The 16,198-nt window shown below is 34.9% G+C and carries 15 protein-coding genes; 1 reads left to right on the top strand and 14 read right to left on the bottom strand.

The window, feature by feature from the left end:
- Window positions 1–63 precede the first annotated feature (63 nt).
- The 3 genes from hpf to FC88_RS06575 form a co-directional block, all read right to left on the bottom strand.
- Window positions 64–612, bottom strand: a complete 549-nt coding sequence (gene hpf, locus FC88_RS06585) for a ribosome hibernation-promoting factor, HPF/YfiA family (RefSeq protein WP_057814000.1) — start codon at window positions 610–612, stop codon at window positions 64–66.
- 96 nt (window positions 613–708) lie between these two features.
- The gene (locus tag FC88_RS06580; RefSeq protein ID WP_057813998.1) at window positions 709–1,389 is read right to left on the bottom strand and encodes a ComF family protein; all 681 of its coding nucleotides are present in this window, start codon (window positions 1,387–1,389) and stop codon (window positions 709–711) included.
- Window positions 1,386–2,546, bottom strand: a complete 1,161-nt coding sequence (locus FC88_RS06575) for a DEAD/DEAH box helicase family protein (protein ID WP_162256538.1) — start codon at window positions 2,544–2,546, stop codon at window positions 1,386–1,388. The genes FC88_RS06580 and FC88_RS06575 overlap by 4 nt, the downstream gene beginning before the upstream one ends.
- A gap of 180 nt (window positions 2,547–2,726) precedes the next feature.
- On the opposite strand from FC88_RS06575, the gene FC88_RS06570 reads away from it, so the two are divergent.
- Window positions 2,727–3,365 (top strand): YigZ family protein, encoded by a 639-nt coding sequence (locus FC88_RS06570; protein ID WP_057813996.1) that lies wholly within the window; start codon window positions 2,727–2,729, stop codon window positions 3,363–3,365.
- A gap of 35 nt (window positions 3,366–3,400) precedes the next feature.
- Here the strand turns inward: FC88_RS06570 and FC88_RS06565 are convergent, their stop codons facing one another.
- The 11 genes from FC88_RS06565 to FC88_RS06515 form a co-directional block, all read right to left on the bottom strand.
- Entirely contained in the window at window positions 3,401–4,159 is a 759-nt protein-coding gene (locus tag FC88_RS06565; protein WP_083484585.1) for a helix-turn-helix domain-containing protein, read from the bottom strand.
- A gap of 140 nt (window positions 4,160–4,299) precedes the next feature.
- Window positions 4,300–5,385 carry a glycosyltransferase family 4 protein gene (locus tag FC88_RS06560; RefSeq protein ID WP_057814146.1) on the bottom strand — a complete coding sequence of 362 codons (1,086 nt, stop codon included), beginning with the start codon at window positions 5,383–5,385 and terminating at the stop codon, window positions 4,300–4,302.
- A 121-nt stretch (window positions 5,386–5,506) separates the two neighbouring features.
- A complete protein-coding gene (gene rny, locus FC88_RS06555) occupies window positions 5,507–7,072 on the bottom strand; it encodes a ribonuclease Y (RefSeq protein WP_057813994.1) in 1,566 nt (521 codons plus the stop codon).
- A 146-nt stretch (window positions 7,073–7,218) separates the two neighbouring features.
- Window positions 7,219–8,343 carry a recombinase RecA gene (gene recA, locus FC88_RS06550; protein ID WP_057813992.1) on the bottom strand — a complete coding sequence of 375 codons (1,125 nt, stop codon included), beginning with the start codon at window positions 8,341–8,343 and terminating at the stop codon, window positions 7,219–7,221.
- An 88-nt stretch (window positions 8,344–8,431) separates the two neighbouring features.
- Window positions 8,432–8,950, bottom strand: a complete 519-nt coding sequence (locus FC88_RS06545) for a CinA family protein (protein WP_235526917.1) — start codon at window positions 8,948–8,950, stop codon at window positions 8,432–8,434.
- A 44-nt stretch (window positions 8,951–8,994) separates the two neighbouring features.
- The gene (gene pgsA, locus FC88_RS06540) at window positions 8,995–9,579 is read right to left on the bottom strand and encodes a CDP-diacylglycerol--glycerol-3-phosphate 3-phosphatidyltransferase (RefSeq protein ID WP_057813988.1); all 585 of its coding nucleotides are present in this window, start codon (window positions 9,577–9,579) and stop codon (window positions 8,995–8,997) included.
- Window positions 9,580–9,651: 72 nt separating this feature from the next.
- Window positions 9,652–10,500, bottom strand: coding sequence for a helix-turn-helix domain-containing protein (locus FC88_RS06535; RefSeq protein WP_057813986.1), 849 nt, complete (start codon window positions 10,498–10,500; stop codon window positions 9,652–9,654).
- Window positions 10,501–10,565: 65 nt separating this feature from the next.
- A complete protein-coding gene (gene ymfI, locus FC88_RS06530) occupies window positions 10,566–11,291 on the bottom strand; it encodes an elongation factor P 5-aminopentanone reductase (RefSeq protein ID WP_057813984.1) in 726 nt (241 codons plus the stop codon).
- Window positions 11,292–12,530, bottom strand: coding sequence for an EF-P 5-aminopentanol modification-associated protein YfmH (gene yfmH / locus FC88_RS06525; protein ID WP_057813983.1), 1,239 nt, complete (start codon window positions 12,528–12,530; stop codon window positions 11,292–11,294). It abuts the gene before it with no gap.
- On the bottom strand, window positions 12,523–13,806 hold the full coding sequence (yfmF, locus tag FC88_RS06520; protein WP_057813981.1) for an EF-P 5-aminopentanol modification-associated protein YfmF: 1,284 nt from the start codon (window positions 13,804–13,806) through the stop codon (window positions 12,523–12,525). The genes yfmH and yfmF overlap by 8 nt, the downstream gene beginning before the upstream one ends.
- A complete protein-coding gene (locus FC88_RS06515) occupies window positions 13,803–16,181 on the bottom strand; it encodes a DNA translocase FtsK (RefSeq protein ID WP_057813979.1) in 2,379 nt (792 codons plus the stop codon). Before FC88_RS06515 ends, yfmF begins: the two co-directional genes overlap by 4 nt.
- Window positions 16,182–16,198: the final 17 nt, after the last annotated feature.

The raw sequence follows: 16,198 nt of genomic DNA, 5'->3' as shown, positions 1-16,198 counted from the left end.
ACAATTCAGCCATAAGCGCAAAAAAAGCCGAGGCATCAATTAACCTCAGCTTAAAAATTATTTTTATTCGTTAGTTTCAATTAGACCATATTTACCATCGTTACGTTTATAAACAATGCTTGCCCCATTTGTTTCTGAATCCTCAAAGATAAAGAATTCATGGCCCAACATTTCCATTTGTAGAACAGCCTCTTCGGCATCCATTGGTTTCAATGATAACCGCTTTGTTCTAACAATTTGTGATTTATCTTCTTCTGTATCTTTTGGTGTAATGTCATTCAAAGGAAGATCCTTTACACTGCCGCCCTCGCGACTCTTACGATTTACACGTGTCTTGAATTTCTTTACTTGTCTTTCAAGCTTATCAACAACTAAATCAATTCCGGCATACAAATCATCATTTACTTCCTCAGCTCTCAATGTGATATATGGTAGTGGAATTGTTACTTCAACCTTTGTACCTTTTGAAGGGTATGTTTTCAAGTTTACATGAGCAATTGGATTGCTTCCATCACTAAAGTATTTTTCCATTTTGGAAAGTCTTTTTTCGACGTATTCGCGAATTGATGAAGTTACTTCAATATTTTCACCACGTACATTAATAGTTAACATAATAATCTCTCCTTCCGACGATAGGAAATTAAAGAGTGTCCTTACATCTCTTTAATGTAATTATAATATTCTTACGCCTTTATGACAACGTTTACACTACCTAGATAATGAAAATGTTGAAATATTAGAAAAACCAGCTCGCTTAAATATTTCATGACTATGCATCAAAGTACGTCCAGTCGTATAAATATCATCTAAAATCAAAATGCTTTGATTTTTTTGAATTTGTTTTAACTCTGGTAGCGGATAAAAAGTTTGTGGAGTCTGCAGGCGTTCCAAGCGATTTTTTTGAGCTTGTGGTTTGTCAGCATCTCTCTTTGCCAAAAGTTCTTTCAATTCAAAAATATCTTTATATAATTCATAAACTGGATCAAAACCTCGTGCTTGAAGATGACTCGGGCTAGCAGGAATGTAAGTAACTACATCAAATGAATGCTTTAAGGACCATTTCTTTATATCTTGATAAAATAATCGTGCTAACAAGACATCTCCGTATCTTTTATACAGCTTGAAGTAGCTGTGTATGAACTGATTATACTCGAACAACGCCTGATGACAATTGATTATTTGATATTTATTCTCCCACATCAGACAATCAGAACAAATTGTCCCAATATTTGGCTTATGACAACGTGGACAATTATCCCGCCCTGCTAATGGTTGCAACTGACTGCGGCATAAATCACAAATATAATTTGGTATTTGAGCTTTAAACGAAAATATTTCTGATATTTTTAAATTATTATTTATTTCTGAACCACAATTAGGACATTTCATTTTTTGGCCTGCCGATTTAAGTATTTTATTTCTGCACAAGCTAAGCGTATTTGATCCGTATAATATTGGTAATAAAAATGTACTTCATCATCATAGGAATCCTTACCACGACCAGCTCGACCAGCTATTTGAATTAATGTTGTCTTCGTAAATTCCTTGGCCTGTGCTTCCAAGACAATTACTGTGATTTTTTTAAAGGTTACTCCACGCTCCAAAATCGTCGTTGTTAAAATGGCTTGAACTTTTTGCTCGCGAAATAGTTGAACTTTTTCTAATCGTTGTTTATCCTTGGAACTTACATCGACAAAAGTTAATGTTGGATATAATTTTTCTAATTGTTTGGCGAATGATTTCATAATTGGAATTTGTGGAAAAAATAACATAAAACGTTGTTTATTATTAATCATTTTATTTAATTTATAACGCAGTTGAGGATTAATGCCCCAAAAATCAATTTTTTTAAATAATAAATGACATCTTGGTTCAGGTAATGGGTGTCCGTGAAATCTTTGATACAATTTACTCAAGGTGATTTTTTCTTTTTGAACATCTTGAATTAATTTTTTAGGTGGCGTGGCTGATAAATAGACGATCATCCCACTAGTTTTTTTAGCCTTATTAATAGCTCTATGAAGCATTTCGTTTCCAGCCAAGGGATATGAATCTACTTCATCAATTATCAAAACATCAAAGGCATGCTCAAAACGAATCAATTGATGAACTGTCATAATGGCAATCTGAGTCAAATGATATTTTTCTTCACTCTTGCCATGAAAAAGTCCAATTGAAGTTCTAGGAAAAACTTTTTGAATTCGTGGGAATAATTCAATACAGACATCGACCCGAGGTGAACACATTGCCACTCGTCGGCCTTCTTTTAAAGTTTGTTCAATTAAGGGAAAAATCATTTCTGTTTTACCAGCGCCCGTTACAGCCCAAACTAAATGATTTTGCTTCTTTTGGAAAGCATTTATAAGCTCTCTGACACCTTTTTGTTGATTCGAAGTTAATTGCCCATTCCATCGTAGGTATTGGCTCTGAACTGGATAAGAGACGTCTGTTGGAGTAATTATTAACTTATCGTTTACTTGAATTTTTCCTAAGTTAATACAGTGGCGACAATATTGAAAATCAATCGGTAACTTTTCGATTTCCATTAAACAACGCCGACAAAATAATTTATTGTCTTTTTTAAAAGTTGCATCACAAATTACGCCTCCCAATGTTTGGAGCCTATATAAATCTTCATTCTCTAAATTAGCCGCATTGAGTATGCGACCACCCAAATATTCATTTATTTTATCCATATAAAAAAATACGCAAAGGAGTCATTATTTTTGGAAAATTATAAAACAATCGCCCAAACTGGCAGTCACGAAAAAGACATTAAAAAATCTCGTTTCATTGCACATGTCGCTCAAGTCTTTTCTGAAGATGAAGCTAACGATTTCATCAAAAAAATTCGTCAACAAGAATCTGGAGCAACTCATAATTGCACGGCCTTTATCGTCAAAGAAAATGTTCTGATCGAACGTATGTCAGATGATGGTGAACCCAGTGGAACTGCCGGATCACCAATTTTAAACGTCTTGCAACAACAAGAATTGCAAAATGTGGCAGTCGTCGTTACTAGATATTTCGGTGGTATCAAATTAGGAGCTGGTGGCCTCATCAGGGCTTATTCTTCAACCACTGCTGAAGCAGTCAAAGAAATTGGCTTAGTTGAAAATCGTATTCAACAGGGATTCGAACTAACGATTCCATATCATCTGTTTGATAAATTCGACAACTATGCTAAAAATGAAAAGATAAACCTTGAAAATAAACAGTTCACTACCGATATTAAATGTGAAATTTATTTAGATTTAAATGTGGTTGATCAAGCTGTACAAAATATCAAAGACTTATTCCAAAACCAAATTCAATTAAAGGAAACTCAAAAAACTTACAAACAAGTTCCAATTGAAGCCAATTAAAAAATCCGATTCGCAAAAAAACGAACCGGATTTTTTTAGTATCTACCTGTCTGCACAGTAAAAACTGGAGCATTGCTTCCTTGATGCGCTTTTTGGCTTTCCTTAAAGATTTGATACATCTCTCGATATTTTTCATAATCTCGATACATATTATTACGAATAGATTTAGGAATTGATCCCCAATCGACAAAATTAATTCTAGAAACATAGCTACCACGATGTTTTACCATTGCATAAGATTTATTTTTAGGAGCTAAGCCACCATAAAAAGTCAAAAATGAAGAGTCTCCCCAAGCATTATCAGTTACAACCATATTTTTATAAGGCGAACCCAAAATCTTTTTAGTTTTACCATGAGAATTTTTAACAGTCTCATAGTCTGAAGCAACAGCGGTCTTTTCAGTTGGCAAAGCAGCATAACCAATTTTTGTCTCTAGCAGTGGATTAAATCGATCAATCATAACATTTTTATATTGGTAAGTTGATAAAAAATAAAAAGCTCCTCCAACAGCAAAAACTAATACTAAAATTGCTATTAACCATTTTTTATAAACCCGCTTTAATTTCAAATCTTTATCAATTTTTTGCACCGTTTTAAAATCTCCTTTTAAAAATTCATCTAAGGAAACATTCAAAATAGAACTTAAATTGATCAACAGGGAAATATCAGGATATGTTCGTCCAGTTTCCCAACTAGAAATTGTCTTATCAGAAACATTTAATTTCAAAGCTAATTCCCGTTGAGTTAAATTATTTTGCTTGCGATACCTCTTCAATTGTTCACTTAATTCCATGTTGAAATCCTCCTCGATTAAAATTTAAAGGGAGCTAAGTATATTTACTACCTACAAAGAGTAGAACGCAATCTTTAGGGCGTCTAAGATTTGTAGAATATCTCCAGAGACAAAAAAAGCAGGCGCTATAACGACGCTTGCTAATCTTTCTTTTCCATTCTTTTAACGAATCTTTGGATTGCCCGTAATAAAGGCTGACGATCATCACCAAGTAAACCAATCGATTCAATAAATAATTCCAAACCAATCAATACGCCAACTGTTAATAAAACGCTACCCCACAAAGTTGACAATGGATACAACAATGAAATAAAAGCAAAAACTAATGATAGTCCGTAAATTACTAAAACAGTCTGACGATGAGACAAACCTAACTGCATCAAACGATGATGTAAATGATGTTTATCTGCTTGCATAATCGGCTTTTTATTCAATAATCTTCTTAAAATTGCATAAACAGTATCTGTAATTGGTACACCCATAATAACCACTGGCATCAACAAACTTATGAAAGTTACGTTTTTTAGCCCCTTCAAAGAGAACACGGCCATCATAAAACCAATAAAGAGCGAACCTGTATCGCCTAAGAAAATACTTGCTGGATGGAAATTATGTGGCAAGAAACCAATCAAAGCCGCTACCATCGCAAAAATCCAAATTGCGACGTAGACATTTGTCATATTCAAGAAGAAATATGCCATAACCCCCATGGTAAACAAAGCTATGATTGAAACACCCGTTGCTAACCCGTCAAGTCCATCAATCAAATTGACGGCATTAGTAATGGCTATGATCCAAATGATGGTAATTGGTAAACTCCACCAGCCCAATTGGAATGAACCAAAGATTGGCAAAGTGACCTCATTCATTCTTATTCCCGCTAAGAAATAAATCACTAAAGATGCTGCTAAAATACCAGCCAACTTAGCTTTGGGAGATAACTCTCTAATATCATCAATAATCCCCGTCAAAATAATAATACATTCAGCCAAGAAAACACTGAACAACTCATGAGTAGGAAATTGTTCACGCAATAAGACAAACGTTGAGAAATTAAACGCAATAAAAATAGCCAGTCCACCCATTGTGGGCATTGGCTTAATATTTACTCGCCGAGCATTTGGTTTATCCACAGCTCCTAAAATATAGGCTAATTTCACTACGAAAGGAGTTATTGCGGCCGACAGGATCATCGTTAAAAATAATTTTACTATTACACTAAACATAACCGACATTTTAGAAAAACTCACTTTCCATTGATAAAACAATTATACAATACCAGACCCTTAATCTAAAAGAAAATAAAAAAAGAGTGTACCCTTTTGATACACCCCTCAATAATAATTATTATTTTGCTAATTCAACTTTTCTGACTTCACGAACAACTGTAACTTTGATATGTCCAGGATATTCAAGGTTGTCTTCAATCTCACCTTTAATATCTCGAGCCAAAATTGCAGCTTGATCGTCAGAAATTTGTTCAGGTTTGACCATGACACGAATCTCATGACCAGCTTGAATAGCATAACTATGATCAACACCTTCATGTTTATCAGAAATTTCTTCCAATTTCTCAAGACGGTGAATGTAATTCTCCATCGATTCTGATCTAGCACCAGGACGCGATGCAGAAATTGCATCAGCCGCCGCAACAATTGTTGCAATTAATGATGTTGGTTCAACATCCCCATGATGTGAAGCAATCGTATTAATGACCACTTCTGGTTCTTTATACTTAGTTGCGATATCCACGCCAATTTCTACGTGGGACCCGTCAACTTCACGATCGATAGCTTTACCGATATCGTGTAATAAACCTGCTCGTTTTGCTAACATAACATCTTCACCCAACTCTGAAGCCATTACAGCGGATAATTTAGCGACTTCAATTGAGTGATTCAAAACATTTTGACCGTAACTCGTACGATATTCCATACGTCCAATAATCTTGATCAAATCAGGATTAACTGAACTGATTCCCAAACTATAAACAGTTTGTTCACCAACTTCACGAATATGATCATCCATTTCTTTTCTAGCCTTATCTACCATTTCTTCAATACGGGCTGGATGAATTCTTCCATCTTCGATCAATTTTTCCAAAGCCATACGCGCAATTTCTCGTCTGACTGGATCATAAGCACTTAAAGCAACTGCTTCTGGAGTATCGTCGATTATCAAGTCAACCCCCGTTAACGCTTCAATAGTCCGGATATTTCTACCCTCACGACCGATGATTCTCCCCTTCATGTCTTCGTTAGGCAATGTAACGGTTGTAACGGTCGATTCTGAAACAGTGTCAGCTGCACTTCTTTGTATAGCTGCAACGATCAAAGCTTTAGCATCTTTTTCAGATGTCTGTTTAGCCTGTTCGTCACTTTCTTTAATCATTTTGGCACGTTCATGAACCAATTCTTTATTTAACTTATCAAGAATGATTTTTCTCGCTTGTTCACGAGTTAAGTTACTTACTCTTACCAGCTCCGCTTGCTGTTTTTCAAGAGTATCAGTCAATTGTTTAGATTTTTCATCAAGTTTTTGTTGACGTGCTGTAAGATTATTCTCGTTTTTCTCGATATTGTCCTCACGTTTTTCAAGCGTTTGGTCTTTTTTATCCAAAATGTCTTGTCTTTCGAGAACACGATTTTCTTGTTTCTGAATATCTTTACGACGTTCCTTCAATTCATCTTCTTGTTTCTCACGATACTGATGAATTTCGTCCTTGGCTTCAAGCAATGTTTCTTTTTTCAAAGACTTGGCAGCCTTTTTGGCGTCTGAAACGATATCTTCAGCCGTTTGTTTAGCTTGTGAAAGTTTTTTCTCATAGGCATCTTTACAGAGAGCATATCCGAAAAGGACACCCACAATTAATGTTACTAGAGCGAAAGAGAAGGTTATGATAGCAGGATACATGCCATCACCTCCATATTTGCTTTTAAAAATGTGTTTGTAAAAATTTAAATGTTGCAGATTATTACATACAACTTAATATTATAGAATAAATATCGCCTGTCAACCAACTAAAAAGAAAAAAAGAGACACAATCGGCCTCTTTTCTCTTATTTATTTTCTTTTTTATCAGCTTCAAGATTTAAATCTAGCGCTTCGTCATCTTTTTTAGTTGATTTTTCATCTTTTTTTGTACTTTTGACATCTTTAGTATCATCAGACTTTTCTTCATCTTCTGATTTGCCATCCATGCCATAAGCTTTACGAACCTTTTGCTTAATTTCTTCCATTTTGTCAGGATTATCAGCTAGGTAGGTCTTAGCATTTTCACGACCCTGACCAATTCGTTCTTCACCATAAGAGTACCATGAACCACTCTTATCAATAATATCTTTGTCGACCGCCATATCGACTAATTCACCAGTTTGAGAGATACCATGACCATACATAATATCTACCAAGGCAATCTTAAATGGTGGGGCAACCTTGTTCTTAACAACTTTTATTTTAGTACGATTACCAATTACATCAGAACCATCTTTGATCTGTTCAGCACGGCGCACTTCTAGTCTGATTGTTGAATAAAATTTCAAGGCACGGCCACCAGGAGTAGTTTCTGGATTACCAAACATGATTCCGACTTTTTCACGAATTTGATTAATAAACAAAGCAATCGTCTTAGTCTTGTTGATTGAACCAGATAGTTTACGCAAGGCTTGTGACATTAAACGTGCTTGAAGACCAACGTGGGAATCTCCCATTTCACCTTCAATTTCTGCACGTGGAACTAAAGCAGCAACAGAATCGACAACGACGATATCGACTGCACCACTAGATACCAAAGCATCAGCAATCTCTAATCCTTGTTCACCTGTATCAGGTTGTGATAACAATAAGTCATCGATATTAACACCCAAAGCAGTTGCATAAGCGGGATCCATGGCATTTTCAGCATCGATATATGCTGCAGTACCACCTTGCTTTTGAACTTCAGCAACGGCATGTAAAGCAACGGTTGTTTTACCAGAACTTTCAGGTCCATATATTTCTACGATTCTTCCTCGTGGAAAACCACCGACACCTAATGCATTATCAAGTGCAAGTGAACCACTAGAAACAGTTGAGATCTGAGTATTCAAGTCATCACCCATTCTCATAATGGCACCCTTACCAAAATCCTTTTCAATTTTCTTTAAGGCTACATCTAAAGCCTTTTGTCGTTCATCTTTAGCCAAATTGCTTTCCTCCTAATGCATTCATCAATAGTTATATTATTAGTAATTCATCAAAAAAGCAAGAAAAAAGCGAACAAATGTTTGTCCGTTATAATATTTCTTGAACGAGAGCAAATCCACAAAGAACCGACTTTTCTCGAATAGCCTGACGAGATCCTGAAAAATGAAATTCTTTGACGATTTTTTCGTTATTTTTCCGGTTATAAGCACTGATAAAGACTGTACCTACAGGGTTCCCTTCCAATGGATCAGGACCAGCTACGCCTGTAAATCCAACGCCGATATCAGCTTTGATTTTTTCAGCAGACAATTTGGCCATTGCCAAAGCTACCGGTCCACTGACGACTGTATTATCCTCAATCAACTGTGGATCCATTCCCAGCAATTGGACTTTGATCGAATCCGCATAGGTAACAAAACCACCATCAAAAACGTTCGATGCACCTGGAATTGTCGCAACAGCTGCTTGAAACATCCCTGCAGTCAAACTTTCTGCTGCAGTGATCTTCAAATTCATTTTCTTCAACAAATCAACTGTTTGTTTAGGAAAATTCTTGAATTCTTCTGGGATCCCCTTTTCAAAATCTTGACGTTCAATTTTTTTCAAAAACTCTATCTCTTTTTTCATTGCTCTCTCTTTCAAATTACGTATTAAGATTTGAAAATATCTTTACTTTGAATAAAGTAATCAGCACCTGAATAAATAGTGAAAATCAAACAAATATATAAGAAAATCTCGCCAATTGGAATATTGATAGCAGAGAAGAAAATATTGTGCATCAACAAGAAAATGATGGCCAACATTTGTGTTGTGGTTTTGATCTTACCTGGCATTTGAGCAGCCATTACTTTACCACCAGCTTCCAAAACGATAGTTCTTAAACCAGTAACTGCTAACTCCCGACAAACGATAATTGCAACGACCCAAGCCGGAGCCATCTTAAAACTTACTAAGAAGATAAAAGCTGTCATAACTAACATCTTGTCAGCTAACGTATCGGCAAATTTACCGAAGTTAGATACTAAATGATACTTACGAGCAATTTTACCATCCAACAAGTCTGTCAACGAAGCAATGATGAAAACAAAAGTTGCCAAAACATGATTGACAGGGATCAAATCATTTGCAACATAAATATCTCCCAAACCACTCCAATTAAAAGCTAATAAAATAATAAATACCGGAATTAAAATAATTCGTAACATGGTTAATTTATTTGGTACATTCCAAACCATTGAAAAATCCTCCAAGAATAATAATTTTGACAAAATAATGGTGTCTACCCATAAAGATTAGACACCATTATTTTATTTTTCAATATTAAATGTCAAAGTTTTGACGATAGTGCTACCACTTTGTGATTTAGATAGATCAACATCTTTACCACCGATGGTAATTTTAGTGTTATTAACATTACCAGTTTGAATAGTGAAAGTTGTTGTATCACTAGGAACAGTAGTTTCCTTCTTTTCGTCAGCACTAAGAGCTTGTTGCCAAGTAGTGTTGTCGCCTTCCTTGAATTGAATCCAAGCTTGACCATTACTACCTTCAACAACAACTTTTAAGCCATCACTTGGAACATTAGTAATCGTATATGTTCCTTCAGTGTCAGACTCTTTGACTGTTGTTTCTTTAGACTTAGTTTCTGTTTTCTTGTCTGCTTTCTCAGCAGTCTTCTTTTTAGTTGTCTTCTTGGCTTTCTTTGTCGTTTGTTCAGTATTGTCCTTTGGAATCGTCACACTTGATGAACTTTGATTCTTGTGAATCATACCAAATGCAATAACACCAATAATTACAACAATTATGATACCAACGACAATTTGAGGAATATAGTTACCCAAATTGGAGAAGAAAGAATTTGATTCTTCCTTGATACTTCTAGTCTTAGTTTCCTCAGGAGCAGACTCTTGAGTAGGTTGGGAATTAGGAATGTCTGACTTATATTCTTCCAACAAGTCATCACTTGAAATACCAACGGCATCAGAATATTGCTTGATAAAAGCTCTGACATAGAAATCACCAGGAAGATGATCAAATTGACCTTCTTCAATAGCAATTAAATATCTTTTTTGAATTTTTGTGATTTGTTGTAAATCATCAATTGTGTATCCTTTTTTGATACGCGCATTTCTTAACTTTTGGCCAATTTCGTCCATTATTTACCACCGATTAACTAATTTTTCTAAGTATAACATATATTATTATCTAACTACTAGCGAGCTTACAGCAACCAACCACCTGCAAAATAAATTGTCTGGCCTGTTAAATAATTTGATTTTATATTAACCAAATAACTAACCAAATCAGCTATCTCATCAGGGTTTGCTAACCTATCAGCTGGAATTTCCTCTTTGACGCTTTCAAGATCTTCACTTGAAAATTCTTGGGTATTCATCTTAGTATTAACAGCTCCTGGAGCAACAACATTTACAGAGATTCCTAAGGAAGCTACTTCTTTAGCATATGCATCTGCAAACGAAGACATTGCTCCTTTGACAGTGCTATACACTACTTCCATCGCTGAACCAATTTTTCCATAAATTGAGCCAATAAAAACAATTCGACCATGATGCGTCTTGGCTAACTTATCTTGTAGTGCCTGTAAAATTAAAATAGGTAGTTTTACATGAATATTCCATAAAGAGTCAATTTCTTTCTCAGAGATATCAACTAACAATTTATAGTAAGTGTTGCCTTGAGCGAAAACTATCGCATCTAGCCCAAAAACCTGACTGGTTAATTGTTCAACTGAATCTTGTTCCATATTGAATTTGATAGGAATAAAATCTTGTTTCGGATATTTTTCTACAAGTTCGATTCGTAATTTTTCGATTCGTTCACGATTTTGATTGTAGTGCAAATACAATGACCAGCCTTTATCAGCTAGCTTTTTAGCACTACTTGCACCAATATCACCGGAACTTCCCATAACTAATGCATACATAATTTACTTCCTATTTGGCAAAAGATTGTAATAAGTGCTGTTATTATCTTTTAGAAATTTCTCTGCAATCATTAAGACATCTTCTTTTTTTATTGAGTCAATCATATTGATCAATTCTAAGTAATCAACATCATAAAAATAAAGTTCAGCCATCTGATTAGCAATTGCTTCAGGTGCATTTTGAGCAAATAAGTAAGAACCAATCGCATCACGTTTAATTCTGTTAAATTTTGCATCGGTTAAAACTTCTTTTAATGAGTCATAGGTTAAATGATTACGTAGATATTCTTGAAATTTTTGGGGATTATTATTTGATCCACTAATTATGATAAAACAATAGTTATTTTCTGCAACTACATTATAAGAAAAACTATCATCAATTAGACCTAAATTACTCATTTCTTGATAATTCTTAGAAGATTCTCCAATTAAAGTCTCCATAATCATATTTAATTGAAATTGTTCCTTCACTAAATTATAGCCAGACATTTCTGTATCGATTCTAATTCCATAGGCACTGCGAGCTTGGCTGATATCCATCTTTTCAAAGCCGCCTCGACCAATTGGATCGAACTGACGATTGATCTTTTGTAGTGGCGTATCAACTTGATGAAAATTAGACTTTTCAACAATATTTTCAACCTTTTCAAAATCCACATCCCCAACTAAAACTAAATTCATATTATCAGGTCGATAATTTTGTTGATAAGTTGACAATAAATTCTGACGGTTGATTTGTTTCAATGAATCACTTGAACCAGCAATATCCTCTGCGATTGGGTCATTAGGATACAATTTACTTAAAATTCGCTGTTCCAAAACCCACTCCGGCATATCGAGATACATTTGAATTTCTTGGTCAATTATTCCTCGTTCAGATGCAACATTCTTATCTGTAAAGTAAGGATTCTGAATTAAATCCAATAAAATTTTCAGATTATCATAAGGATTATCTAAAGTCTGGAATAAATAGGCTGTTTTCGTATAACTAGTATAGGCATTAGAATTAGCACCATATTGAGCAAATTTCTCTGACACATCATAGTTAGGTTTGGCAAACAATTTATGTTCTATAAAATGGGCAATTCCAGCAGGTAATGTCCCTTTGTTTGTTTGCGTATCTACTGACCCAAAATTTGCCATCGCTACACCATAAACTTGATTAAATCCTGGCATTGGTACGACATTAATTTGCAGTCCATTATTTAATTTTTTAGTTTGTTTTTCTAACTTTTCAGTCATTTGAATCTCCAATCAACTGATATTGTGCTATAGCATGCAGATTATTAGCTACACTGGCAATATGTTCACGATCTAAATTATCTAATTCTGCTTGAAATTGTTCATCACTCATCAAAGTCTTTGGATAAACGGTTTCCCAAATACTACGCATAATGTAGTATTGAATCGAATCCGTTGCTATCTTTCGTCTTGTCAACATAACTTTTTGAGCGTGTTGGACTTGATTATCACTAAATTTACCATTTTTAATAAAATCAATTTGTTGGCTAATTAATTCTAAAGCTTTTTGAACTGAATCAGAATCTAATCCGGCTTGAATCGTAACCAAATGACTCAATGGTTGGTATGTACTAGAGACTGAGTAAGCTAAACTATTTTTCTCACGAACTTGTTGAAACAATTGTGATTGGTCGTCTCCACCCAAAATTAAATTCATGATTTGAGGCGCTAAACGATTAAACTTCTTAGAAACACCTTCAGTTGCGAAAGCTAACGCAATACGACTCTGATTAAGATGTTTATGTTCGATTTTTTCAGCCGGATTAGCAATCAATTGATTAAACTTATCAAATTCAATTTTTAAATCAGGACGTTCACTATTCATTTGAGTATAAAAACCACTAGTTAAAATATCTTCTGCAAATTTTTCTTCATCAACATTTCCAACGACATTAATGACAATAGTGTCGTTTTGAATTACATCTTGATACATTTCCAATAATTTTTCATTCGTTAAATTATTTAATTGATCGACACTACCAAAAATTGGTACCTGACGGTCAGGATTATTTTGATAGATTAATTTCGTTAAACCTAAAGTGCTAACTAAATCTTGATTATCTTGAATTGAAATTAAATTAGATATTAAATTACGCTTTTCAGTCTCAAAAGATATGTGATCAAATTCTTTTCCAGCTAAATTTGGCTTAAAAATTATTTCATTCAACAATTCCAAATTATCTTTGATCTGCGTTTGACCATCAATCAAAAAATTAGGATCAGCGAATTCAACACTGAAAGCTAAATCATTGAAATTTAAAAGATTCCGCGTAAAGACATTGATTTCAGAACCGTACAATTCCATTTCGCGGTCATTTATCGATCGAAAACTGGGATAATTGGCCGTTGAGTTAGACATGACGTTGGCTAATAATCGACGACTTGTGGTCTCCTCTTTTTTCAAAGGACGAAGAAAATCGACTTGAATTTTAATAGTTCGAAATTTTTTGATCGAATTTATATTTAAGAAAATATTCTTTGCTAATGTTTTTCTCAATTTTTCACCTGATTTTTTCTTATTGTTTCTAATTGTTCTGGAGTAATTAATACTTTTCGTGGCTTACTTCCTTCTGATGGTCCAACGATACCCTTATTCTCCATTTCGTCAACCATTCTTGCAGCTCGATTATAACCGATAGCGAATCTTCTTTGAAGCATAGAAACACTAGCTGATTGTCCTTTAACAATCATATCGACAGCATCATCCCAATATTCATCTTCTGGTTTATCACTATCACTGCCGCCTTCTTCAATATCAGTAGGAATCATTTCTTCATCGTAATGAGCTTCTTGTTGTTCACTGACAAACTTCACAACATTTTCAACCTCTGATTCGGAAATATAAGCTCCCTGAAGTCGAATTGGCTTACTCTTCCCAATTGGTTGGAAAAGCATGTCTCCTCGTCCTAAGAGCTTCTCAGCTCCAACTGAGTCTAGAATTGTTCTTGAATCGACCCCACTGGAAACGGCAAAAGCCATTCTCGATGGAATATTGGCTTTGATCAAACCTGTAATGACATCAACTGATGGACGTTGGGTTGCAATAATAATGTGTAATCCAGCCGCACGGGCCATTTGAGCTAAACGAACGATAGCTGCTTCTACTTCATGTCCAGCTACCATCATCAAGTCAGACAATTCATCAACGATAACGACAATAAATGGCAAGCGCTCCATCTTATCCTCGTCAGCTGCAGTTTCATTGAACTTATCAACGTCGGCGTTATACTCACCAATGTTACGGTGACTAGTCTCAGCAAATAATTTATAACGGCGTTCCATTTCTTTAACTGCTTTTTGTAGCGCTCCAGCAGCTCGTCTAGCATCTGTAACTACTGGTATCAACAAGTGAGGAATTCCATTATAAACATTTAATTCAACCATCTTTGGATCAATCAAAATCAGTTTAACTTCATTTGGTTTAGACTTCATTAAAATACCAGTGATGATCGTATTGATAGCTACTGACTTACCACTACCAGTAGAACCAGCAATCAGTAAATGGGGCATTTTAGTAATATTAGCTTCTATAATATTGCCAGAAACGTCCTTTCCTAAAGGAACTACCAATGGATGAGTCTTATCCTTTTGATTTTCAGTAATATCTTTAAAGGAAACTGTTGAGATAGTCTTATTAGGCACTTCAATTCCAACAAATGGTTTCCCTGGAATCGGTGCTTCAATACGGATATCTTTTGCTGCCAAAGCTAAAGCCAAATCATCAGCTAAATTGACAATTTTACTTACTTTAACACCAACAGCTGGTTGAACTTCGTACTTCGTAATAGTTGGTCCCAAACTAGCCTTCTTAACTTCAACATCAACGCCAAAACTCTTAAAAGTCTGACGTAATTTATCTTTATTTTCCTCGATCAAATGAACTTCTGAAGTTTGATCGGTCTGAGGAACTTGCTTCAACAAATCTACTGAAGGCAATACATAGCCATCATTATCAACTTGATCAGTTTTCTTATAACTTACTGGATCTGGTAAATCTTTATCCTTAGTACCATCGACACCGTAAGGCTTGGAAACCACCGTGGCCTCAGAAGTAGATTGCTCTGGAGACTTTGGTGCCCCTTCAATCTCAAACTCATCTGGTTTCTTGTCTTCTTTTTTCCCTTCAGCAAAACTATTGAAACCATCTTCAGTTTTGTCGTCATCCCTTACTATCGGAACAGTTTTCTTAGGTTTATCTGAACTAAGCGAAACTTTTTGAGTTTTCTTTTGATCAACATAATTACTATAATGACCAACTAAAATGTCCTTAATTTTAATAAATAGATGCTTTAAAGATACTAAAATATCAGTCGTTACAACCGAAACTTGTTTCATCGTAACGTTTAATAACATCAAAATTCCAATAAAAATAATCAATGCAGTGACAAAATAAGTTCCCAGACTTGAAAACATTGGCATAAAGAAACTGTATAAATAAGAACCTATCATACCTCCGCCAACTGTTCCACTAACATCAACCTGCGTTATATCGGCAGATAAAGTATTCCATGTGACGAGATTATAATTGTGATATAACGACATATTGGAGAAGAAAATGCCGTGCAAAATTATTAATGTTCCTAAATAAACAAACAAAAAGCCAAAATTTCTTTTCGGTGAAAACAAAGGGAATCGCCCTGTAGCAATGATAAACGCCGCTACAACGATACTGATAATCAACAATACTGGATAACTATCCCCAACAAAAATTCGGTAAATATTATCGAAAGTTTTGCCAACGAGACCAAACTTGAATAAGCCTAGAATCGCCAAGATTATCCACACTAGACTGACTAAAGATCTAATCAATCGTGAATTATCAACGGTTTTTTTACTCTTTCTAGGCCTTGAACTTGCCTTTTTTTTAACCATAAGTACCTCACATGAAT

The organism is Companilactobacillus futsaii JCM 17355 (assembly GCF_001435505.1).
Classification (GTDB): Bacteria; Bacillota; Bacilli; order Lactobacillales; family Lactobacillaceae; genus Companilactobacillus; species Companilactobacillus futsaii.
The sequence above is the reverse complement of the archived record's forward strand: the minus strand, read 5'-3'. Positions and strand labels throughout refer to the sequence as shown.